The 13775-nt window shown below is 61.6% G+C and carries 15 protein-coding genes; 5 read left to right on the forward strand and 10 right to left on the reverse strand.

Annotated elements, in window-relative coordinates; genetic code table 11:
• Positions 1 to 221: 221 nt before the first annotated feature.
• Positions 222 to 1028 (forward strand): SDR family oxidoreductase, encoded by an 807-nt coding sequence (locus tag PQQ95_RS36125; protein WP_408447081.1) that lies wholly within the window; start codon positions 222 to 224, stop codon positions 1026 to 1028.
• Positions 1029 to 1042: 14 nt separating this feature from the next.
• On the opposite strand, the gene PQQ95_RS36130 is transcribed toward PQQ95_RS36125, so the two are convergent.
• The 10 genes from PQQ95_RS36130 to PQQ95_RS36175 form a co-directional block, all read right to left on the reverse strand.
• Positions 1043 to 2053, reverse strand: coding sequence for an inorganic phosphate transporter (locus tag PQQ95_RS36130; protein WP_408447084.1), 1011 nt, complete (start codon positions 2051 to 2053; stop codon positions 1043 to 1045).
• On the reverse strand, positions 2053 to 2679 hold the full coding sequence (locus tag PQQ95_RS36135; RefSeq protein WP_408447086.1) for a DUF47 domain-containing protein: 627 nt from the start codon (positions 2677 to 2679) through the stop codon (positions 2053 to 2055). Before PQQ95_RS36135 ends, PQQ95_RS36130 begins: the two co-directional genes overlap by 1 nt.
• Positions 2680 to 2795: 116 nt before the next feature.
• Entirely contained in the window at positions 2796 to 4181 is a 1386-nt protein-coding gene (locus tag PQQ95_RS36140) for a replicative DNA helicase (protein ID WP_063495982.1), read from the reverse strand.
• A gap of 146 nt (positions 4182 to 4327) precedes the next feature.
• The gene (gene rplI / locus PQQ95_RS36145) at positions 4328 to 4780 is read right to left on the reverse strand and encodes a 50S ribosomal protein L9 (RefSeq protein ID WP_408447088.1); all 453 of its coding nucleotides are present in this window, start codon (positions 4778 to 4780) and stop codon (positions 4328 to 4330) included.
• 27 nt (positions 4781 to 4807) lie between these two features.
• Positions 4808 to 5083, reverse strand: coding sequence for a 30S ribosomal protein S18 (rpsR, locus tag PQQ95_RS36150; protein WP_012432802.1), 276 nt, complete (start codon positions 5081 to 5083; stop codon positions 4808 to 4810).
• Positions 5084 to 5085: 2 nt separating this feature from the next.
• Positions 5086 to 5385: a primosomal replication protein N gene (priB, locus tag PQQ95_RS36155; RefSeq protein ID WP_097392319.1), complete on the reverse strand. Its 300-nt coding sequence runs from the start codon at positions 5383 to 5385 to the stop codon at positions 5086 to 5088.
• Between the two features lie 51 nt (positions 5386 to 5436).
• Entirely contained in the window at positions 5437 to 5811 is a 375-nt protein-coding gene (gene rpsF, locus PQQ95_RS36160) for a 30S ribosomal protein S6 (protein WP_064269883.1), read from the reverse strand.
• 237 nt (positions 5812 to 6048) lie between these two features.
• Complete coding sequence (locus PQQ95_RS36165; protein WP_408447091.1) at positions 6049 to 6981, reverse strand: anti-sigma factor family protein; 933 nt, start codon at positions 6979 to 6981, stop codon at positions 6049 to 6051.
• Entirely contained in the window at positions 6968 to 7693 is a 726-nt protein-coding gene (locus PQQ95_RS36170) for an RNA polymerase sigma factor (protein ID WP_408447094.1), read from the reverse strand. The genes PQQ95_RS36165 and PQQ95_RS36170 overlap by 14 nt, the downstream gene beginning before the upstream one ends.
• Before the next feature lie 195 nt (positions 7694 to 7888).
• Positions 7889 to 8803, reverse strand: coding sequence for a LysR family transcriptional regulator (locus PQQ95_RS36175; protein WP_408447097.1), 915 nt, complete (start codon positions 8801 to 8803; stop codon positions 7889 to 7891).
• A 188-nt stretch (positions 8804 to 8991) separates the two neighbouring features.
• Here PQQ95_RS36175 and gcl point away from each other — a divergent pair, with 188 nt between their 5' ends.
• The 4 genes from gcl (at position 8992) to PQQ95_RS36195 (ending at position 13667) form a co-directional block, all read left to right on the forward strand.
• Positions 8992 to 10767 carry a glyoxylate carboligase gene (gene gcl, locus PQQ95_RS36180; RefSeq protein WP_408447100.1) on the forward strand — a complete coding sequence of 592 codons (1776 nt, stop codon included), beginning with the start codon at positions 8992 to 8994 and terminating at the stop codon, positions 10765 to 10767.
• 115 nt (positions 10768 to 10882) lie between these two features.
• On the forward strand, positions 10883 to 11692 hold the full coding sequence (hyi, locus tag PQQ95_RS36185; RefSeq protein WP_408292384.1) for a hydroxypyruvate isomerase: 810 nt from the start codon (positions 10883 to 10885) through the stop codon (positions 11690 to 11692).
• A 105-nt stretch (positions 11693 to 11797) separates the two neighbouring features.
• The gene (locus tag PQQ95_RS36190; protein ID WP_408447104.1) at positions 11798 to 12706 is read left to right on the forward strand and encodes a 2-hydroxy-3-oxopropionate reductase; all 909 of its coding nucleotides are present in this window, start codon (positions 11798 to 11800) and stop codon (positions 12704 to 12706) included.
• 559 nt (positions 12707 to 13265) lie between these two features.
• Complete coding sequence (locus PQQ95_RS36195) at positions 13266 to 13667, forward strand: DUF3597 domain-containing protein (protein WP_408447107.1); 402 nt, start codon at positions 13266 to 13268, stop codon at positions 13665 to 13667.
• The last annotated feature ends 108 nt before the right edge of the window (positions 13668 to 13775 follow it).

Consider the following 13775-nt stretch of genomic DNA (forward strand, 5'->3'; position numbering starts at 1 on the left):
CCGTAGCCGTAGCCGTAGCCGTAGCCGTAGCCGTAGCCGTAGCCGTAGCCGTAGCCGTAGCCGTAGCCGTAGCCGGCAGAGGGTACCCCATGGCCATCATGCCCGCCAAGCCTGATCGCCCAGCGCCGCCCCCGCTCACTCAGCACCTCGAACCAGTCCATCCCCGCGGCGGCGCCGATCTGCTATCGTCATCGATATTCTTCCGATAGCAGGTGGTGACGATGGATCTCGGGCTGAATGACAAGGTGGTATTGATCACGGGCGGCAGCAAAGGGATCGGGTTCGCCTGCGCCCGGGCGTTCGCGCTCGAGGGTGCGAAGGTCGCGATCGTTTCGCGCGACCCTGCCAATCTCGCGCGTGCTTACGAGCAGTTGAAGCAGGAGGGTCTGCATGTGCATCGGACCCGCGCCGACCTGCACGAACCGCATAGCGCAGCGGACATCGTCGAGGAAGTCAGCACCGCGGTCGGCCCAATCGACGTGTTGATCAACAGCGCCGGCGCAGCCCGCCGCTATGACCCGGAAACGCTGGACGCCGACGCGTTCCGCGCGACCATGGAAGCCAAGTATTTCCCCTACATCTACCCGCAGCAGGAAGTGCTGCGGCGTATGGCTGAGCGCGTCAAAGCCGGCGACGGCGCTGCCCCCGGCACGATCGTCAACATCATTGGCATGGGCGGCAAAATCGCTAGCGATATCCATATCGCCGGGGGTGCCGCCAATGCCGCGCTGATGCTAGCTACCGTCGGCCTCGCCCATTACTACGCGCGCTACGGCATCCGCATCAACGCGATCAATCCGGGGGCGACGCTGACCGAGCGTGTCGAGGAAGCGGTCAAGCTGGAAGCGTCGCAGCAAGGCATCGAAAGTGCGGAGGCGCTGGCACGCGGGCAGGCCAAGGTGCCGCTCGGACGCTATGCAAAACCGGAGGAAATCGCGGACGTCGCGCTATTTCTGGCGAGCCGCCGCGCGAGCTATGTGACGGGCGCAATCGTCCCGATGGATGGAGGCAGCGCGCCGCTGATCTGAGCGACGCGCTGCATTTACAGGAAGCGGTGCCCGAGCCACCAACCCGCCGCGGCGAGCGCCGCGGAGGCTGGAATCGTCAGAATCCACGCCCAAACGATGTTACCGGCAACCCCCCAACGCACCGCGCTCAGCTTTTGCGTCGCGCCGACACCGACGATCGCGCCGGTAATCGTATGCGTGGTGGACACCGGAATGCCGAGCCACGACGCGGTGAACAGCGTGATCGCCCCGCCCGTCTCGGCGCAAAAACCGCCAACCGGCTTCAGTTTGGTGATTTTCTGGCCCATTGTGCGGACAATCCGCCAGCCGCCGAACAACGTGCCAATCCCCATCGACAGATAACAGCCGCCGATCACCCACAGTGGCGGTGCATCTGCGATCGACGAAGCGTAACCGGTCGCGATCAGCAGCATCCAGATGATGCCGATGGTCTTCTGCGCGTCGTTACCGCCGTGACCGAGGCTATACAAGCCTGCGGAGACCAGTTGCAGACGCCGGAACCGCCGGTCGACCTTGCTTGGCGGCGTGCGGAAATAGATCCACGATACCGCCAGCATGAAGAACGAACCGAGCACGAAACCGAGCAGCGGCGAGATGAAAATGAAGGCAACCGTCTTCATCAAGCCGTCGATATTGAGCGAACCCCAGCCCGACTTGGCCAGCGCCGCGCCCACCAGGCCACCGATCAGCGCATGCGACGAACTGGACGGAATACCGTAGTGCCACGTGATGATGTTCCAGCCGATCGCCCCGACCAGCGCACCGAAAATGACGTAATGGTCGACGATATTCGGGTCGATCGTGCCCTTGCCGACTGTCTGCGCCACCTTCAGGTGGAACACGAAATACGCGATAACGTTGAATGCCGCCGCGAAAGCCACAGCCTGCTGCGGCTTCAGCACGCCGGTCGACACGACCGTGGCGATCGAATTCGCCGCGTCGTGAAAGCCGTTCATGAAGTCGAAAATCAGGGCGACGGCGACCAGGCCGGTAACGACCCAGATAGCGAGTTGTATCGATTGCATTATGCGTTTTCCAGCACGATGCCTTCGATGATGTTCGCCACGTCCTCACACTTGTCGGTGATGGTTTCGAGCAATTCGTAAATCGCCTTCAGCTTGATCAGCGTCTTGACGTTGTCTTCTTCGCGGAAAAGTTTCGACATGGCCGAGCGCAGAACACGGTCGGCTTCCGATTCCAGACGGTCGATGTCCTCGCACGCCTTCAGGATCTGGCTCGCCTGCTTCATGTCCGACAGCAGGCTGACGGCGAACTGCACGCGTTCGGAGGTGGCCGTGCAGATGTGCGCCAACTGGCTCGCTTCGGAGGTCACCGCCTGCACGTCGTACAGCGAGATAGCGGTGGCGACGTCCTCCATCAGATCGAGGATGTCATCCATCGTGGTGATCAGCTTGTGGATCTCGTCGCGGTCGAGCGGCGTGATGAAGGTCTTGTGCAGCAGGTCGATGGCTTCGTGCGTGAGCTTGTCAGCGGCCTTTTCGGCCTTCTGCACGTTTTGCTTGTGGGTCTCGGCGTCCTGCAGATTGTCGATCAGCAGCTCGAGTTCGTGGCTGGCCGAGACGATGCACGTTGCGTGCGCATTGAAAATTTCAAAGAACTTGCCCTCGGTGGGCATGAAACGACCGAACATTGGGATCCCGAAAATTGGTCACATTATGGCTGACATAAAACCGCCACATTGTACCGTTGCGAGACCCATACCGCACTTTTGAAAGCATCGTTACAACAGGCGCGTCAGTTATCCCTTTACTCGCTGTAGAAATTCTGAGCGCCGGCAAAATTATCGAACTTCGTGAATTGACCATGGAACGTCAGCCGAACAGGACCGATCGGACCATTCCGCTGTTTACCGATGATGATCTCCGCCGTGCCTTTGTCCGGGCTGTCCGGGTTGTACACCTCATCGCGGTAAATGAACAGAATGACGTCGGCATCCTGTTCGATAGCGCCGGATTCACGCAAATCGGACATGATCGGCCGCTTGTTCGGACGCTGCTCGAGACCCCGGTTGAGCTGGGACAAGGCAATCACAGGTACGTCGAGCTCTTTGGCGAGACTCTTCAGCGAACGCGAGATTTCCGAGATTTCGGTCGCACGGTTTTCACCCGACGACGAACCGCTCATCAGCTGCAAATAATCGATGATGATCAGGCCGAGCTTGCCGCACTGGCGCGACAGCCGACGCGCGCGTGAGCGCAATTCCATCGGGTTCAGGCCGCCGGTTTCGTCGATGAAAATCTGCGCCTCGCTCATTTTCTGCACCGCGTGCGTGAGCTTCGGCCAATCCTCATCAGTCAGACGCCCCGTCCGCATGCGGTGCTGGTCGAGCCGGCCGACCGAGCCGAGCATACGCATGGTGAGCTGCGAGCCCGGCATTTCCATGGAGAACACCGCGACCGGCAAACCATACTCGACCGCGACATATTCGCCCACGTTCATCGAAAACGCCGTCTTACCCATTGAAGGGCGCCCTGCGACAATGATCAACTCGCCGCCGTGCATGCCCGACGTCATGCGATCCAGGTCGACGAAACCCGTGGGCGTGCCCGTCACATCGCTCGGATTCGCGGTGTGATACAGCGTGTCGATCCGCTCGACCACCTCGGTCAGGAGCGGCCCGATTTCCAGGAAGCCCTGCGTACCCCGAGCACCGTCTTCAGCGATCGAAAATACCTTCGATTCGGCCTCGTCCAGCAATTGGCGAACTTCCTTGCCCTGCGGGTTAAAAGCGTCGGCGGAAATTTCGTCGGCCACGGAGACGAGGCGGCGCAGCACCGCGCGATCGCGCACGATTTCCGCGTAGCGGCGGATATTGGCCGCGCTCGGCGTGTTCTGCGCCAGCGCGTTCAGGTACGCCAGACCACCGACCTCCTCCGCCTTGCCCGAGGTGCCGAGCGCCTCGTACACGGTAATCACGTCGGCCGGACGCGTCGCCGCGATCAGCTTGCCGATGTGCTCAAAAATGATGCGGTGGTCGTATCGGTAAAAATCACTCTGCGACAGGAAGTCGGCGATGCGGTCCCAAGCCGCGTTGTCGAGCAGCAGGCCGCCCAGCACCGACTGCTCGGCTTCGATCGAATGCGGCGGGACTTTCAGCGACTCGATTTGGGGATCTTTGGACGGTGCGTTCATGGAGAGGAATTATCGGGTAAATGCGCGCGGAGGGAAATCAAAAACCAGTACTTCGATGCATCGAAAACGGACAATAAAAAAGGCAGGGGCCGGTCACCCGGCCCCTGCCTTTCGCCAGCAACAACCTGGCAGATGCTAACTGGTGCTTAGACGTGTTCGCCGATCACAGCCACGTTGACATCGACGAGAACGTCGGTGTGCAGCGAGATCTGAACAGCGTGTTCGCCAACCAGCTTCAGCGGGCCTTCCGGCAGGCGCACTTGCGCCTTTTCCACTGCGAAGCCAAGCTTGACCAGCGCGTCAGCGATGTCCGCGTTCGTCACCGAACCGAACAGACGGCCGTCGACGCCAGCCTTCTGATTGATCTGAACCGTCGAGCCTGCCAGCTTTTCGCCTTGAGCTTGAGCGGCAGCCAGCTTTTCAGCGGCGATCTTTTCGAGTTCAGCGCGGCGAACTTCGAATTCAGCCAGGGCTTCCTTCGTTGCGCGACGAGCTTGCTTGTTCGGGATCAGGAAGTTACGTGCGTAACCGTCCTTAACCTTCACGATGTCGCCCAGGTTACCCAGATTGACGACTTTTTCCAGAAGAATAATTTGCATTCGGATACTCCTTATCGCGTCGTCGGGTTAGGCCTTGTGCTGGTCGGTGTACGGCACCAGCGCGAGGAAACGTGCGCGCTTGATTGCCGTATCCAGCTGGCGTTGATAGTGCGACTTCGTACCCGTGAGACGCGCCGGCGTGATCTTGCCGTTTTCGCCGATGAAGTCCTTCAGCGTTTCGAGGTCCTTGTAGTCGATGTGATCGACGTTAGCGGCCGTGAAACGGCAGAACTTCTTGCGCTTGAAGAGCGGATTTTGTTGCTGACGACGCTTGTCGAATTTCTTACCAGTCGGGCGGGGCATGTTCAGTCCTTTCCAATGTCCTGCAATTCTGTGATGTGAAATACCAGAGTTCTTGCGTTGCGGTGCTTTTTTGCCAGAAAGCCTGTGAAGAGCGTTTCCACGCCCATCTGACGACCTTCCAGCTTACCGCTCACCTCGCCTGCGGCTACCGCCTGCATGGTCAGTTCGACTTGCCGGGCAATACCGGCTTCGACGACTTCCGTGCGGTGGTGCAACGTGCAGCCTGCAATCGGAACGCCGGCGGGGGTGTACCGCACCGGTTCGCGTTCAACGACGCTGGCCGTAAGTTGCAGCCGATTCATGTAGCCTTTGGCAAGAACGACGCTTTTATCTGGTAGCTTAAATAATGTGTCTTAAGCCTGCGCTTCGGACGGTTGCGTAGCAGCCGACTTCTTGGCTTCTTCGCGCTGCACTTCCTTCATCATCGGCGACGGGGCGGTTTCAGCCTTCTTCATCTTGACGATCAGGTGACGCAGAACAGCGTCGTTGAACTTGAATGCGTGTTCCAGCTCGTCGAGCGTGGTTTGGTCGCATTCGATGTTCATGCAGACGTAGTGAGCCTTGGCGAGTTTCTCGATCATGTAGGCCAGTTGGCGACGGCCCCAGTCTTCGATACGGTGGATCTGGCCACCGTGCGAGGTGATCGTGCTCTTGTAACGCTCGATCATTGCGGGCACTTGCTCGCTTTGATCCGGATGCACGATAAATACGATTTCGTAATGACGCATATTCACTCCTTGTGCTGACTTATGGATAAAAGCCACCCGGGCGTCGGAACCGGTGTGGCAAGTGAGAAGCCAAAGAGTGTAACCCGATTAGGGCCGGGTTGCAAGATATCCCGTTAATCCGGCACGCGAATCGGGTGTGTTTTCAAGGGTTTAGGACCAACCGGGCGAAGTGGACGAACAGCCGCCCTGCATACGCGTCCGGCGACATCACCGCCGGATCGCGCACGCGAGACCCGCTCAGCCGCCCTCGGTCTGCTCGCTGCCGCCCGCCAGACGGGCCTTCAGCGCCTTTTCAAGACCGCTGAGCGCGTCCGGCGCCGCGTCGGTGACGGCCCACCAGGTCATTCCCTGCGCGTTCCAGTGCGCCAGCGAGTAGCCCTCGCGGGTCTGCGCCGTCAAAGGCCCAGCGGCCGCGTCTCGTCCAGCATCGGCGGCGCGCGCTTCCGGTAACACATAGACGTCGATGACATGCTTCTGATAACGGTATACCAGCACCGCCACCCGCTGATGCGCGATGTAATCCAGGCGGCCACCTTCAAGCGGAAAACCGTTCGCCGCGAGATCCTCGACCGGTGGCGAATAGTCGATCCGGCCGTTGAACCAGGGCTTAACCGTGTGCCGGTCGGTCGAAATGACGTCGATGTCGTGACCGGACATTTGCGCCCGCACATGGCTTTCGACCAGTTCATCGGAGAACGCGCCGCCTTGTGCCGGACGATGCAGGTTCATTGTCACGCCTATCGTCACCGCACCGAGCGCGACCACGAGTGCGACGAGCCAGCCCTGCCCGATCGTTGCACCTGAGCCCGAGCCTGAGCCTACGCCCCCGGGCCGCCCCGTCCCGCCTTGCGGACGCCACCAGCCATTCAGCCAGTTACCCAGCCAACTCCGCTTCGGCCTCGGCTGCGCGGTCGCCCGTGGGGCTTCGATGGCCTCGTGGGCAGCGGTGTCACCCTCCGGGAGAGCAGCGAGAATCCGCGCTCGCAGGGCGTCCGGTGCCCGGTAATAAGGCTGTGCGCGCAGCGAAGCGCTCAGCGCATGCAGATTTTCGCTTTCGCGCCGGCAAGCGTCGCAGCTCTCTATGTGCTGCTGGACGCGCTGGGCATCCGGCGCGGTCAATTCGTGGTCGGCGTTCGCATCGAGGAGCGGCCGCGCTTCATTGCAGTCCATCTGGCGTCTCCTGAGCTAAGCCGGCGGCGCTGGCGCCGGGGTTGTTGGACGGACGGCCATTGGAGGCCGCCCGGAGTGGCGTGACGGAAGCAGTGGGTGTCGTGCACGCGCCCGGCATTGTGGCGCGCAGCGAACCGCCCTCACCCTGCTTCGCTATCAGTAGCGCGGCCAGCTTGCGTCTGCCCCGTGCGAGCCGCGACATCACGGTGCCGATCGGCACGTCGGCCACCATCGCGATCTCGCGGTAACCCATTTCCTCGAGCTCCCGCAGGATCAGCACCTCGCGATACTCGACCGGCAACTGCGCCAGCGCCTCGTGCACCTGCTTCGTGTCTTCATCGCGGATCAGGAGCGTCTGCGGATCGGCGCCGCCCGCGCTCCAGCCCTCGAAGGTCGCATCGTCCATGGTGTCGTCGAACTCGACCACCTCGTGCGACGACGCGCGCCGCCGCCATTCCGTGTACCAGGTGCGGCGCACGATCGCCAGCAGCCACGGCCGCGCGGAGTCGCCCCGGAACGTATCGAAGAAACGGAACGCGCGCATGAATGCTTCCTGCACGACGTCGTCGGCATCGTTTGGGTTGCCGCACAGCCAGCGCGCAAGGTTGTACGCGGCGTCGAGGTGCGGGAGCGCCAGTTGCTGAAAACGGCGGCTCCTCGCGGCATCGGCTGCGTCGTGCGCGCGAGCGGCATTTGAATCGGGTTGACCCACCTCGGCCCTCCGGGGCATTGCGGCTAAGCGGTGTGACGCGTGATCACGCTCTCATCACCTCATGACCGGCCACATGCCGAGTTTATTCCCGCGCCAGGTTCGAATCCGGAAAAAAGCGAGCAATGACCGTTGCCATTCGCCGGCCGCCGGGGTTTTCACACGCGCGCACGACTGCCGCCGAATCCGCCGCCAATGCTAGTAAGTCGGGCGATTCCAGTAATCCTCGCTGGCATACACCTCTTTCAGATAGTCGATGAAGTAGCGCACCTTGGCCGGCACGTAACGCTGCTGCGGATAGACCGCCAGAATGTCGTAGTCCGGCAGCGCGAATTCGTCCAGCACGGTTTCCAGCTCGCCGCGCGCCAGTTGCTGCTGGATTTCCCACGTGGAGCGCCAGCCGAGCCCGAGCCCTTCAGACACCCAACGATGCAGCAGCTCGCCGTCGTTGCAATCCAGCGTGCCGCCTACCCGCACCGTCGCCAGTTTGCCGTTGCGGCGGAAGTACCAGCCGCGGTTCTGTCCGCCTTGCAGGTTGAACGCCAGACAGTTGTGCTGCGGCAGATCTTCGAGCGTTTTCGGCTTGCCATATTTACGGAAATACGCCGGCGTGCCGCACACCACGCGCCGGTTCGACGCCAGCTTCACGGCGACGAAATTCGGATCGACCGCGCCGCCGATCCGGATCGACAGGTCATACCCCTCGCGCACCAGATCCACGACCCGGTCGGTCAGGTTGAACGACACCTGCAATTCCGGCTTGTCCGCGAGAAAAGTCGGCGCAAGCGGTGCGACGTGCTTGCGCCCGAACGCGGCCGGCGCCGACACGATCAGATGGCCGTTGACTGCGCGCCGCCCGGCGCTCAGCTCGTTTTCCGCCTGGTCCCATTCGGTGAGCAGACCGCGGCAGCGCTCGAGAAACGCCGCCCCTTCCTCGCTGACCACGAGACGCCGTGTCGAGCGGTACATCAGCTTCACGCCGAGGCGCTTTTCGAGCGCGTCGATGCGGCGCCCGAGAATCACCGGCGAGACCCCCTCCTCCAGCGCTGCGGCTGCGAGGCTGCCCGCATCGGCGACGCGCACGAAAGTTTCGATTTGTTTGAAGCGGTCCATTTTTTGTCTCTCCCGTCCCCTACCACCAAGGCCATTCCATACTTTTTGTTTCGAAATAAGCGACCCGGACTGATCTTATCAAACCTTTAGGTGAAGCCTACAGTTCGATCAACACCTTTGGTTTGCATATCCGTCAGCGAATTCGTTAGCCAACCCATTCGCCCACCTCAGACATTCAGGAGACATTCATGGCCAAGATGAGAGCCGTCGACGCAGCCGTGCTGGTGCTCGAAAAAGAAGGCATCAACACCGCATTCGGCGTTCCGGGCGCAGCAATCAACCCGTTCTACTCGGCCATGCGCAAGGCAGGCAGCATCAGCCACGTACTGGCGCGTCACGTCGAAGGCGCGTCGCACATGGCCGAAGGCTATACGCGCGCTCAACCGGGCAACATCGGCGTGTGTATCGGCACGTCGGGCCCCGCCGGCACCGACATGATCACCGGTTTGTACTCCGCTCAGGCCGACTCGATTCCTATTCTGGCTATCACGGGCCAGGCGCCGCGTGCGCGTCTGTACAAGGAAGACTTCCAGGCCGTCGATATCGAATCGATCGCCAAGCCCGTCACCAAGTGGGCCGTCACCGTGCGCGAGCCGGCACTGGTGCCGCGCGTGTTCCAGCAGGCCTTCCACCTGATGCGCTCGGGCCGTCCGGGTCCGGTGCTGGTCGACCTGCCGATCGACGTGCAGCTCGCCGAAATCGAATTCGACATCGACACGTACGAACCGCTGCCGGTCTACAAGCCGAAAGCGACGAAGAAACAGATCGAAGCCGCGTTGACGTTTTTGAATGACGCTGACAAGCCGTTGATCGTCTCGGGTGGCGGCGTGCTGAACGCAGCCGCTGAAGACCTGCTGGTCGAATTTGCCGAAACCGTCGGCGTGCCGGTGATCCCGACGCTGATGTCGTGGGGCGCTATCCCCGACGACCATCCGCTGATGGCCGGCATGGTCGGCTTGCAAACCTCGCACCGCTACGGCAACGCGACGATGCTCGCCTCCGACTTCGTGCTCGGCATCGGCAACCGCTGGGCGAACCGTCACACGGGCAGCGTCGAGGTCTACACCAAGGGCCGTAAGTTCGTGCACGTCGACATCGAGCCGACGCAGATCGGCCGCGTGTTCGGCCCGGATCTCGGCATCGTGTCGGACGCGAAAGCCGCGCTCGAACTGTTCGTTGAAGTGGCGAAGGAATGGAAGGCCGCCGGCAAGCTGAAGGACCGCAGCGCATGGGTCGCCGATTGCCAGCAACGCAAGCAGACGATGCACCGCAAGACCCACTTCGACAACGTGCCGATGAAGCCGCAGCGCGTGTACGAAGAAATGAACCAGGTGTTCGGCCGCGATACCTGCTACGTGAGCACGATCGGTTTGTCGCAGATCGCCGGCGCGCAATTCCTGCACGTCTACAAGGCGCGCAACTGGATCAACTGCGGTCAGGCAGGCCCGCTCGGCTGGACGATTCCGGCAGCGCTCGGCGTGCGTGCGGCTGATCCGCAACGTCCGATCGTCGCACTCTCGGGCGACTACGACTTCCAGTTCATGATCGAAGAGCTGGCAGCCGGCGCGCAATTCAAGCTGCCGTATGTGCACGTGGTGGTGAACAACTCGTACCTCGGCCTGATCCGCCAGGCACAGCGCGCGTTCGATATGGACTTCTGCGTGCAGCTCGGCTTCGAGAACATCAACTCGCCGGAAACGAACGGCTACGGCGTGGACCACGTCGCGGTCGCCGAAGGCCTGGGTTGCAAGGCGATCCGCGTGTTCAAGCCGGAAGAACTGAAGCCGGCGCTGTTGAAAGCGCAATCGATGCTCTCCGAGTTCAACGTGCCGGTGATCGTCGAAGTGATCCTCGAACGCGTGACCAACATTTCGATGGGCACCGAAATCGACGCGATCAACGAGTTCGAAGAACTGGCCGAGAAGCGCGAAGACGCGCCGACGGCAATCAGCATGCTCGACTGAGCTTTCCGACTTTGCAGTCAATGAGCGCGATTCAGCGGCGTAGGCGTAGCCATTCAACGCAACTGAATCGCCTCACGAAGTTATTTCACTGACCGACCAGCGAGACACCAGCACCATGCCGAAATTTGCAGCGAATCTCACCATGCTGTTCAACGAAGTCCCGTTCCTCGACCGCTTTGCGGCAGCAGCGGACGCGGGCTTCAACGCCGTCGAATTCCTGTTTCCGTATCCGTATCAGATCGCTGAACTGAGCGAGCGTCTGCAGCAGAACCGTTTGAAACTCGTGTTGCACAACCTGCCCGCGGGCAACTGGGAAGCGGGTGAACGCGGCATCGCGTGCCTGCCGGATCGGGTGGGCGAGTTTCAGGAAGGCGTCGGACGCGCGATCGAATATGCGACGGCGCTGAAGGTGCCGCAACTGAACTGCCTCGTCGGCATTCCCACTGCCGGCGTCGATGCGGACAAGGCGCGCTCGACGATCGTCGACAACCTGCGCTTCGCCGCGGGTGAATTGAAGAAAGCCGGCATCAAGCTGCTGGTCGAGCCGTGCAATTCGTACGACATCCCCGGCTTCGCGCTGAACCGTTCGGGCGAAGGCCTCGACGTGATTCGCGCCGTGGGTTCGGACAATCTGTTCCTGCAATACGACATCTATCACATGCAACGGATGGAAGGCGAACTCGCGGCAACGATCAAGAAGAACCTGCCGCAGATCGCGCACATCCAGCTCGCCGACAACCCGGGCCGCAACGAACCGGGCACCGGCGAAATCAATTACCCGTTCCTGTTCGACCTGCTCGATTCGCTCGGCTACGAAGGCTACGTCGGTTGCGAATACAAGCCGCGCACGACCACCGCCGCCGGCCTCGGCTGGGTGCAGAGCGTGGCCGGGCAAAGCCGCGGCGCAGCCCACGCCGCTGCCTGATCGATTCGTCGATCGGCTCATTGAGCGGCTCATTGAGCGGCTTATTGATCGGCTCATTGATCGATTTAGGCACATCACCCCAAACAACACTGGAGATTTAGACACATGGCAAAGATCGGTTTCATCGGCCTCGGCATCATGGGCGCGCACATGGCGCGCAACCTCATCAAGGGCGGTCATTCGCTGTTCGTGAATGGCGCTTATCCGGTGCCGGAAGATCTGAGCAAGACGACCACCGTGGTCGCCAATTCGACCGCTGTCGCACAAGCCGCCGACATCGTCATCATCATGGTGCCGGACACGCCTGACGTCGCCAACGTGCTGTTCGCCGACGACGGCGTCGCCGCCGGCCTCACGCAGGGCAAGCTGGTGATCGACATGAGCTCGATCTCGCCGCTCGACACGCAAGCGTTCGCGAAGAAGATCAACGCGCTTGGCGTCGACTACCTCGACGCACCGGTGTCCGGCGGTGAAGTCGGCGCGCGTGAAGCGACGCTGACGATCATGGTGGGCGGCCCGGAAAAAGCGTTCGCGCTCGCCAAGCCGCTGTTCGAACTGATGGGCAAGAACATCTCGCTGATCGGCGACAACGGCGCGGGTCAAACCTGCAAGGTCGCGAACCAGATCATCGTCGCGCTGAACATCGAAGCGGTGGCTGAAGCCCTGTTGTTCGCATCGCGCTCGGGCGCCGATCCGGAACGTGTGCGCAAGGCATTGATGGGCGGTTTCGCTTCGTCGCGCATTCTCGAAGTGCACGGCGAGCGCATGACCAAGCGTACGTTCGATCCGGGCTTCCGCATCGAACTGCACCAGAAGGATCTGAACCTCGCGCTGGACGGCGCGCGCAAGCTCGGCATCGCCCTGCCGCATACGGCGAGCGCGCAGCAACTGTTCAGCGTGTGCGCGGCCAACGGTGGCAAGGCATGGGACCACTCGGCCATGGTGCGCGCGCTGGAAATCATGGCGAACTACGAGATCGCACAGGCGCCGGGTAGCGAAGCCAAGGCCGCTTAAGCAACAACAAGATTGCCGCGACGGTTGCGATTTCAACGCGATCGTCACGGCAATCGCAGGTGGGGCGCCCGGTTCGTCGTGCGGTATCGGCGGCGGAACGGGCAAATCGTGCCGCTCTGGGCTGAGAGCGGCAAGTGGGGTCCGCAGCGGCACCCGGCGGCGCCGGGGAAGCCTTGGTCGGTCAGACGTCGTCGTCGGGTGTCCGGCTGTCGGATTTCAAATTTATGCGTTTTCCGCCAATCTCTCGCAGCGGCTGCATCATGCATGCCGCCTGCCTGCATCTCTCCTTGCAGATCTCCTCGCACGGGTGCTCGCAAGTCCGCTTGCATTTGCTTGCAACTCCGCGCCCGCCGCACGACCTTTTTTGACACATCCCTCCCCGCTTTTCTCCTACACTCGTTGAGTCTGGTTGCTCGCGTATCAGCGTTCACGTGTAGCTTGCCGATCATCGCGGCACACGTGCGCTGTTTGATTCGCCCGATTCACACGGTCCGCAACCAGAGTTCAACCCGTGAGCGGAATGTGCTTGCGCCGGTAACCCATCTGCAAAGGATTCAGAATGAGCATCTTTGGTGACATCGTAAACAAGCTCTTCGGCAAAGCGAAGCCCGACCAGCCTGCACCTGCGGTCGAGCCGACACCGGATCCGACGGCGGCGCAAGCTGCCGCACCGGACGCTGCACCGGCGCCCGCGCCGCTGGCCGACGTCGACGTCGCGGCCGTCATGGACCAGTTCGTGAGCGAAAGCGGGCAAACGTTGAACTGGCGCACGTCGATCGTCGACACACTGAAAGCGCTCGGTGTCGACAGCAGCCTCGAGCATCGCAAGCAACTCGCACAGGAACTGAAGTACAGCGGCGACACGAACGATTCGGCAAGCATGAACATCTGGCTGCACAAACAGGTGATGCAAGCGCTGGCGGCAAACGGCGGGAAGCTGCCGCCGGATCTGGCGTCCTGAAGGCTTGCCGGCGTCGCCGGTTTCCGGCGATCGCGATAATCCTTAAGCTGAAACGACAACGCGGCGCCCAGGTCGATGACCTGGGCGCGCCGGTGTGATTTTAAAATT

The sequence above is a fragment of the Paraburkholderia caffeinilytica genome, assembly GCF_046030355.1.
Classification (GTDB): Bacteria; Pseudomonadota; Gammaproteobacteria; order Burkholderiales; family Burkholderiaceae; genus Paraburkholderia; species Paraburkholderia caffeinilytica_B.

What these genes read in the sequence shown, in the direction of transcription:
- rpsR (WP_012432802.1), bottom strand. Translation starts at nt 5,083, where the DNA reads ATGCCCCGCCCGACTGGTAAGAAATTCGACAAGCGTCGTCAGCAACAA.
- PQQ95_RS36135 (WP_408447086.1), bottom strand. Translation starts at nt 2,679, where the DNA reads ATGTTCGGTCGTTTCATGCCCACCGAGGGCAAGTTCTTTGAAATTTTC.
- PQQ95_RS36190 (WP_408447104.1), top strand. Translation starts at nt 11,798, where the DNA reads ATGGCAAAGATCGGTTTCATCGGCCTCGGCATCATGGGCGCGCACATG.
- PQQ95_RS36125 (WP_408447081.1), top strand. Translation starts at nt 222, where the DNA reads ATGGATCTCGGGCTGAATGACAAGGTGGTATTGATCACGGGCGGCAGC.
- gcl (WP_408447100.1), top strand. Translation starts at nt 8,992, where the DNA reads ATGGCCAAGATGAGAGCCGTCGACGCAGCCGTGCTGGTGCTCGAAAAA.
- rpsF (WP_064269883.1), bottom strand. Translation starts at nt 5,811, where the DNA reads ATGCGTCATTACGAAATCGTATTTATCGTGCATCCGGATCAAAGCGAG.
- hyi (WP_408292384.1), top strand. Translation starts at nt 10,883, where the DNA reads ATGCCGAAATTTGCAGCGAATCTCACCATGCTGTTCAACGAAGTCCCG.
- PQQ95_RS36130 (WP_408447084.1), bottom strand. Translation starts at nt 2,053, where the DNA reads ATGCAATCGATACAACTCGCTATCTGGGTCGTTACCGGCCTGGTCGCC.
- priB (WP_097392319.1), bottom strand. Translation starts at nt 5,385, where the DNA reads ATGAATCGGCTGCAACTTACGGCCAGCGTCGTTGAACGCGAACCGGTG.
- PQQ95_RS36195 (WP_408447107.1), top strand. Translation starts at nt 13,266, where the DNA reads ATGAGCATCTTTGGTGACATCGTAAACAAGCTCTTCGGCAAAGCGAAG.
- rplI (WP_408447088.1), bottom strand. Translation starts at nt 4,780, where the DNA reads ATGCAAATTATTCTTCTGGAAAAAGTCGTCAATCTGGGTAACCTGGGC.
- PQQ95_RS36165 (WP_408447091.1), bottom strand. Translation starts at nt 6,981, where the DNA reads ATGGACTGCAATGAAGCGCGGCCGCTCCTCGATGCGAACGCCGACCAC.
- PQQ95_RS36140 (WP_063495982.1), bottom strand. Translation starts at nt 4,181, where the DNA reads ATGAACGCACCGTCCAAAGATCCCCAAATCGAGTCGCTGAAAGTCCCG.
- PQQ95_RS36175 (WP_408447097.1), bottom strand. Translation starts at nt 8,803, where the DNA reads ATGGACCGCTTCAAACAAATCGAAACTTTCGTGCGCGTCGCCGATGCG.